Genomic DNA, 1,223 nt, shown 5'->3' with positions numbered 1-1,223 from the left:
CAGCCGGCGCGGCGGCGGCTGAGCCGAACGGCTGGTATGGCGCGATTGACGCGGGCTACCACACGTTGGGCGACGTAGAGACGGTCTCCCAGACGGGACCGGCCGCGTTCAACATCGGGACCGAGGGCGACTGGGCCGCGTTTGCGCGTCTGGGCTACCGGTTCGACCAGAACTGGCGCGTGGAGCTGGAAGGCGGCTATCGCCAGAACGACATCGAGATGATGGATCGTCCGGGTCCGGGCGGCAATCCGGCGGCGATCTGCAACGTGTCGACGGGTCCCTGCGTGGCTCCGGACGGCGAGTTCAAGGCCGCCACCCTGATGGTGAACGTGCTGTTCGACTTCGGCAGCGAAGGCGACGCCCTGCGTCCGTTCATCGGCCTGGGCGCCGGCGTGAACCGCGTCGACACCAGCTTCGTGGGCACCAGCTTCAACGACCGGACCATCGGTCTGGGCGCGGACGACAGCTCCGCCCAGCTGGCGGCGCAAGGCATCGCCGGCCTGGCCTGGGCGATCAGCGACCGGGCCCATCTGGACCTGACCTACCGCTATCTGGTCTCGAACATCGAGTTCGACACCTTCGCCTCGACGGCCGCTGCCGACATGGGTCCCTTCCAGGGCCGTTATGACGAAAGCCACACCGTGACCCTGGGCCTGCGCTATGCGTTCGGCGCCGACGAGCCGGCCTATGTGCCGCCGCCGCCGCCGCCTCCGCCCCCGCCGCCCCCGCCGCCGCCTCCCCCGCCGCCGCCGCCGCCTCCGGCAGTTCCGGCCGCGCGTGAGTTCGTGGTGTATTTCGACTGGGATCGTTCGGACCTCACGGCCGAAGCCTCGTCGGTGGTCACCCAGGCCGCCAACTACGCCAAGTCGGGCCGTCCGACCCGCGTGCTGGTCGTCGGCCACGCCGACACCTCGGGCTCGGCCGCCTATAACGTCGGCCTGTCCAACCGCCGCGCCCGCACCGTTGCGGACGCGCTGGTCGCCCAGGGCGTCAACGGCGGCGTGATCTCGCTGGACGGCAAGGGCGAAACCGCCCTGGCCCGCCCGACCGCCGACGGCGTGCGCGAGCCCCTCAACCGTCGCGCCACCATCGGCATCAACTTCCGCTAAAACCGGAAGGCCGATCGGCCAGCCTTCGGCCTCAAGCAGGCCGAAGGCCGGCAGGCCAGACAAAAAGCAGCCCCCGGTCCTCGAAAGAGGGCCGGGGGTTCTTGCTTTGTGGGG

1 protein-coding gene is annotated in these 1,223 nt (G+C 70.4%); it reads left to right on the top strand.

The window, feature by feature from the left end; genetic code table 11:
- The coding region (locus BrevBR_RS16530) for an OmpA family protein (protein ID WP_340001700.1) at nucleotides 1-1,109 on the top strand (1,109 nt) is incomplete at its 5' end.
- Nucleotides 1,110-1,223: the final 114 nt, after the last annotated feature.

It is taken from the genome of Brevundimonas sp. BR2-1 (genome assembly GCF_037626195.1).
Lineage (GTDB): Bacteria > Pseudomonadota > Alphaproteobacteria > Caulobacterales > Caulobacteraceae > Brevundimonas.
The sequence above is the reverse complement of the archived record's forward strand: the minus strand, read 5'-3'. Positions and strand labels throughout refer to the sequence as shown.